The sequence below is a fragment of the Streptomyces sp. NPDC045701 genome (assembly GCF_056432045.1).
Map to the genome: position 1 here is coordinate 1 of NZ_JBWKJV010000119.1, position 5,573 is coordinate 5,573.

Annotated in this window: 6 protein-coding genes and 2 pseudogenes; 3 read left to right on the forward strand and 5 right to left on the reverse strand. The window is 64.0% G+C overall.

From position 1 onward, the window contains the following. Both AC07DW_RS33245 and AC07DW_RS33250 read left to right on the forward strand, forming a co-directional pair. Positions 1 to 425: pseudogene (locus AC07DW_RS33245) on the forward strand (IS30 family transposase); the annotation flags it as partial. A gap of 380 nt (positions 426 to 805) precedes the next feature. Then, positions 806 to 1,006 (forward strand): acyl-CoA carboxylase subunit epsilon, encoded by a 201-nt coding sequence (locus AC07DW_RS33250; protein ID WP_478861354.1) that lies wholly within the window; start codon positions 806 to 808, stop codon positions 1,004 to 1,006. 335 nt (positions 1,007 to 1,341) lie between these two features. Here AC07DW_RS33250 and AC07DW_RS33255 read toward each other — a convergent pair whose 3' ends face one another. From AC07DW_RS33255 to AC07DW_RS33265, 3 genes and pseudogenes are all read right to left on the reverse strand, one after another. After that, the gene (locus AC07DW_RS33255) at positions 1,342 to 2,886 is read right to left on the reverse strand and encodes an acyl-CoA synthetase (protein ID WP_478861355.1); all 1,545 of its coding nucleotides are present in this window, start codon (positions 2,884 to 2,886) and stop codon (positions 1,342 to 1,344) included. A 75-nt stretch (positions 2,887 to 2,961) separates the two neighbouring features. Continuing rightward, on the reverse strand, positions 2,962 to 3,708 hold the full coding sequence (locus AC07DW_RS33260) for a transposase (RefSeq protein ID WP_478861359.1): 747 nt from the start codon (positions 3,706 to 3,708) through the stop codon (positions 2,962 to 2,964). A gap of 58 nt (positions 3,709 to 3,766) precedes the next feature. Further along, positions 3,767 to 3,946 (reverse strand): annotated as a pseudogene (locus tag AC07DW_RS33265) (IS1182 family transposase); the annotation flags it as partial. A 370-nt stretch (positions 3,947 to 4,316) separates the two neighbouring features. Between AC07DW_RS33265 and AC07DW_RS33270 the strand changes: the two are divergent. Then, complete coding sequence (locus AC07DW_RS33270) at positions 4,317 to 4,628, forward strand: hypothetical protein (RefSeq protein ID WP_478861356.1); 312 nt, start codon at positions 4,317 to 4,319, stop codon at positions 4,626 to 4,628. 179 nt (positions 4,629 to 4,807) lie between these two features. On the opposite strand, the gene AC07DW_RS33275 is transcribed toward AC07DW_RS33270, so the two are convergent. Together AC07DW_RS33275 and AC07DW_RS33280 are read right to left on the reverse strand one after the other, a co-directional pair. After that, positions 4,808 to 5,143 (reverse strand): helix-turn-helix domain-containing protein, encoded by a 336-nt coding sequence (locus AC07DW_RS33275; RefSeq protein ID WP_478861357.1) that lies wholly within the window; start codon positions 5,141 to 5,143, stop codon positions 4,808 to 4,810. Next, positions 5,140 to 5,421 (reverse strand): tyrosine-type recombinase/integrase, encoded by a 282-nt coding sequence (locus AC07DW_RS33280; protein WP_478861358.1) that lies wholly within the window; start codon positions 5,419 to 5,421, stop codon positions 5,140 to 5,142. Before AC07DW_RS33280 ends, AC07DW_RS33275 begins: the two co-directional genes overlap by 4 nt. Positions 5,422 to 5,573: the final 152 nt, after the last annotated feature.

Here is a 5,573-nt window from a genome sequence, read left to right on the forward strand (position 1 = left end):
CTCCGCGATCGGCACCCTGGTGGAACGTTCCACTCGCTACGTCATGCTCCTGCACCTGCCTGCCGACCACGGCGCCGAAGCCGTCCGGGACGCTCTGATCTCTGATGGACACGGTCACCAATCTGCCCTCCCACTTGGCCCGGTCGCTCACCTGGGACCAGGGCATCGAGATGGGCCGGCATCACGAGTTCACCCTCGCCACCGACATCCCGGTCTACTTCTGTGACCCGGCAAGCCCCTGGCAGCGCGGCTCCAACGAGAACACAAACGGTCTGCTCCGGCAGTACTTCCCGAAAGGCACGGACCTGTCCCTCCACACCCCCGAACACCTCCGCGCAGTCGCCGACCAGCTCAACCGCCGCCCACGCAAAACGCTCGGCTGGGAGACCCCCGCCGAGCGCCTGCATAAACTACTCGCCGCCTGATCAAACCGACCGTGTGTTGCAACGACCCCTGGAATCCGCCCCGCATACCTCACACACCACGACGGGATCAGGCACCGAGCCAAGCCCCTCAGTCACTTCACAAAGAATCACCCTGACGAGCTAAAGTCAGTAAACTGTTCAAGACGGGTGGTGTAGCTGGACCGTTTGAGTCATGACCTGCGCTCGCTGCGGGAGGAGATGCGACTATGTGCTCGGCTTACTGCGCACTATCAACTTCTGTAGATTTATTGAGGAGCGGCGCACCTTGAATGATCGTTAAGGGGGGGGAAGGCTTTTGCGTCAATATGGCGCGCGTTGTAGCAATTCGGCGCTCCGCAGCGGCTTCACGGCCGAGCTGGCAACGGAATAGGGTAGAAGTCATGGTACAGCACGTTCATTCCCCCCTTCTGCGTGTTGAAAAGGGCGACCCCGATACGCGGGAGCTAGCTGCGCTAACAGTCGCTGTGGTCAAGTGGCTAATTGAATTAGCCGAGCCCGATAACTGCACCTCCGCCTACAGCGGGAAGCCAAGCATCCTTTCAAATGCAATTTTCGTCCCTACTGGCAGCTGGCGTGGATAATTACCAGGCTGGTGTCATCACGGCCTCGGAGCCGCCCTGTTAGGCTAGCCCCGTTCACCGGGCCGGCACCGCGTGCCTCCGGGAGGCTGGTGACAGTTCTGCTCTGCGGCATGAGGGTGCGGACGCGGTCCGCAAGGGCCAGCCGCGCACCAGAGCGTAGAAGGTGCAGTGGGCAGGACAGGAAACCACCCAGCCCCCAGGCCAACCAGTTGCGCTTCGGCGACTTGCTCAACAGCCGGGGAGCTCCGCCGCTTCACCTCGTCCATAGCCACACCTGATCAGTTCCACTCTGAAAGGCTCACTGCCGGCGAGGTGCCGACCGAGGCGACGTTGGATCATGGCGGCGGCGCTTGCCGCGGGGGCACCTCCGTTGGCGAGTTTCCCCCGTATCGCGAACGGATCAAAGGCTTCAGCAACTTGCCAGCGGCGCTGCGGGGCAACTCATCGCTTACCACTACCACTGACTTGGGAACCTTGTACGCCGCAAGACGTCCGGTCAAAGAAGCCAGCACCCCGTCGGGATCCAGGACAGCACCCTCTCGTGGCACAACAACAGCTCGCGGTACTTCCCCCCACTTATTGTCTGGCACGCCAATAACCGCGCAATCGGCAATGTCGGGATTGGTCAGCAAACAGCTCTCGATTTCTGCTGGATAAATGTTTTCGCCACCTGAAATGATCATATCCTTAGTGCGGCCGGCAATGTATACGTAGCCATCTTCGTCGATGCGGGCCGCGTCCCCGCTGCGAAACCATCCGTCCGCAAAGGAAGTATCGGGCTCATCAACCAGCCCGTAGTAGCTCGACATAACGTTCGGGCCGCTCACTACAACTTCACCTACTTCGCCTACGTCCACGCGTGTCAGGTCGGGCCGCACCACCTGAACGTCACTGAAGAAGTGAGGCAAGCCGACCGACCCAATTTTCTCGTTCGCATGGGCTGCGTCCAAAATTAGCGCACCAGGGCCAGCTTCTGTCATGCCGTAGCCCTGGAGGAAGGTCAGGCCGCGCTGCTGGTAGGCGGATATTAGAGGAGTGGGCACGGGAGAGCCACCACAAATAAGAAGCCGTAGTGACGACAGATCAGCTTCCGCCCAACGGGCCTGCTTAAGCATCTGGTCGAACATTATCGGTACACCGAACATAAAGGTGATTCCGTAGCGCTCTATCAGGTCGAAGGTATTTCGGGGGTCGAAGGCATCGACAAGGACACAGCAACCACCCTTAAGCAGAACTGGCAGGGTGAGCATATTTAAGCCCGCCCCGTGGAAAAGCGGGGCGGAGACCAATGCGCATTCATCCGCCGTGAGATCAATATCGACGAGAACGTTGACTGCATTCCAGATTAAGTTACCGTGGGTAAGAATCGCACCCTTCGGGCGGCCAGTTGTCCCTGAAGTGTACATGATAACCGCGGGGTCGTCGGTGGTGACCAACTCGTCCAGCCCTGTATCAGTACTGCAGTTTATTGCTTCCTCGTAATCACTGCCGACCGCGATGAGGACGCGGAGGGCGGCGGATTTGGCCAGGCCCGCGACTAGATCAGCATGGGCGGGTGCATATATTAGTGATTCAGCACCGGAGTCGGACAGCTCGTACGCAAGCTCCGGTTCGGCTAGACGGGTGTTCAACGGTACAAAAATCGCGCCCAGCATGCCCACCGCAAATAGCGTTTCTAGGTATGAGGGGTGGTTCGGCCCCAGGTAGGCTACGCGGTCACCACGGCGCACACCACGGAGCCGCAAGGCACGCGCAAGCCGTGTTGCCCGCGCGCATAAGGTCCCGTAGTCGACTGAGGCGTCACCATTTATTAGAGCGGTGCGGAACGGACTCTTGCGGGCTCGCCGCACGGGCCACGATCCCAATCCCTCGTTGCGCATCTCATAACCCCTACGCTCTGCTAACCGGACAAGCAGGAGAAGTGTCTCAACTATAGTCTCGTTACTGAACGCTTTTCATCTAGTGTCCTGCGCCTGAAGTGCGGTGAATATTTTGTAGGCTGTCCTCGTGGTGCGTAGAGGACGGCCGGTGGCCGAGGTGACGTTGACCGACGATGAGCGGGAGACGCTGGTGTATCCCAGCCAGAACAGGTCCTCGCCCCTGGCCGCCCAGCGGGCGTGGGTGTCGTACGGGGAGCCGAGAGGGACTCTGGCCGGCGGGAGACCGTCCTTGTCCGCCTCCCGCCGCCGCACCTCCCGTCCTGTGGGGACGTCGGTGACCTGGTAGTTGTTCTGCACCAGTACGGTCCGTAACACCTGCACCGCGGGCAGCTGTCGCAGCCATGCCGGCGCGTCGGCGCGGTAGACCGCTTCCAGCAGTGTGACCGCATCCGTTTTGAACGCGACGGCCAGCTCGGCGCGCTTGGACGCGGTGGCGGGGAGCCGCCAGGAATCGATCCGGGCCGCATAACGCCCTGACCATGGTTCGAGGTCCACGACCGTGGCGAGCCAGCCCGGTGCCGCGGCCGCGAGTGCCTCCAGCACGGCCCGTACGCTCTCACCAGCCAGCTCCAGGCGGTTCAGATCCCGCACCGCGCTGATCACGTGCGTGGAGTCGGTCCGCTGCTTCCCTCCCGCCTTGACCAGGCCCTTTTCCTTCAACGCGGCCAGCAACAGGTCCAAGGCCCGCTCTTCCAGACCGTGCTCGACCACCCGGGTGCGGAACTCCGGCAACACCGACGCGTCGAACCCCTCGTCCGCCACGGAGCCCGAGCGCGTATTTCCAGGTGATGTCTTTGCGGGCCGCATCGGCGGCCTGCCGGCCGGTGAGGTTCTCCGCCATCTGCAGCACCGTGACCAGCGCCAGCAGCCCCGGAGAGAACGCCGGTCGGCCCCGTGTGCCGAACGCACAGGAGAACTCCGTGTCCGGGAACACCTCGGGCAACCGGTCCCGGACCGCCACCGCGAGCGGCGGCTCCTTGCGCGCGTAGATCTTCCGCACCGCCGCAGCGATCTCCGGCGACAGCCTCCGGCCACGACCGCGGCGACATCGACACAACAAGCCCCCCTCCCCGGCCGGACCCTACCGGCACAAGAGGAAGCTGCCCATCCACTCCCACCAGCACCCTCAGCCGCACGAATTAACCATCAGGGTCATCAACCGACTCAAACGACACCGCGCGGTAGCCACGAGGTACGACTGTGAGGATGTGGGAGTGCCGCCTTGGGCGGCGGTCTGGCCCGAGGTACGACTGGCCGTGGTGCCCTGAGTTTGATCTGCCGACCGCTGTCTGGGGTGGCACAGGCTGCCGCCGGGCAGGGGACGTGTCCCAATAGGGGCCTTCGCGAGAGGCACCGTCACGCACACCGCGATGGTTACGCCGGAGGCGGCGGCGAAGAAGCTGGGGCGGTGCTGGAAGTGTGCCCAGACGTGGTGGCAGGCTAACGAGAAGCGGATGAAGGCGGAGCTGTCCGACGCCGCGAAGGCGGCGGACAGCCGCGCGGCCGAACTGCTGGACGCCGTCGCCCTGCCCGCGGACATGCCCGCGCCGCTGGCGACTGAATGGCGGTGGTGGGCGGCCAAGCAGCACCTCCAGGGCGCCATCGCCGCCGAGGAGAAGATGGGCAAGGAGGGCCGTACGGATGAGTCCAGGCCTCGGTCACCGAGATGGCCGCTCGGCTGACGCCGACCAAGGAGAAGGCCGGCCGGGCCGCGGCCACCGATGGGGTGCTGCGGATCCTCAACCAGGCCCACTGGGCGGAGGGCTGGGCTGCACGTCCTCACCGGCCGCAGCCCCGGCCCGTAGCCGAACAAGACCTCCAGGACACCTCACGTACTGCTCGTCGGTGGCATAGGCCCGGCTCATGCGTCGGGCAGGATGCGGGCCGTGCGGGGCCGCAGCTTGGCGGCGTTCGCGGACAGGGCCGGAAGGTCGCCGGTGGCGGTCTTGCGGACCCCGGCGTTCTCGGCGGTGGTGGCCACCAGGTCGGCCGGGGTGCAGGCGAGGAGGTCGCAGAGCGCGGCCATGACCTGCAACGACAGCCGTTCCGGGGTCCCGGAGACCAGACGGTGAACCTGCGAGGCGGAAAGGTCGATCCCGCGTTCACGCAGCAGCGGGACCAGCTCGGTGGCCGTGAAGATCTGGTGTTGGGCCATCACCTCGCGCAGCCGCCAGGTGTAGCCGACCTTGCGCTTCATGCGTTCCTCCGGCTCCGGGCCTGAAGGGCCGCGGCGACGGTGTCGTCCAGGTGCCGGCGCAAGGTCCGGGTGCGGAAGTCCGACGAGACACAGGTGTAGATGGAGGTGGTGCTGGCGTGCTCGTGACCGACCTGTTCCTGGACGAAGCGGGGATCCCACCGGTCCTCGATCAGGTGGGTGACGTAGGCCCTCCGCAGCGAGTGGAAGTCCAGTCCGTCGTCCAGGCCCAGGGCCTCGCGGTATGTGAGGGGCCTCGCGTTTTCCGGACAGGGTCTGATCCATCAATTCATGCGGCGAGCCGCAGGTTCTCGAACTCGGCGCGGACTTCTTGGGGTGGCCGGTATCCGATGGCCGAGTGAAGGCGTTTGCGATTGTACCAGAATTCAATGTACCGGGTGACGTCCTGCCGGGCGATCTCCCGGCTCGGGTA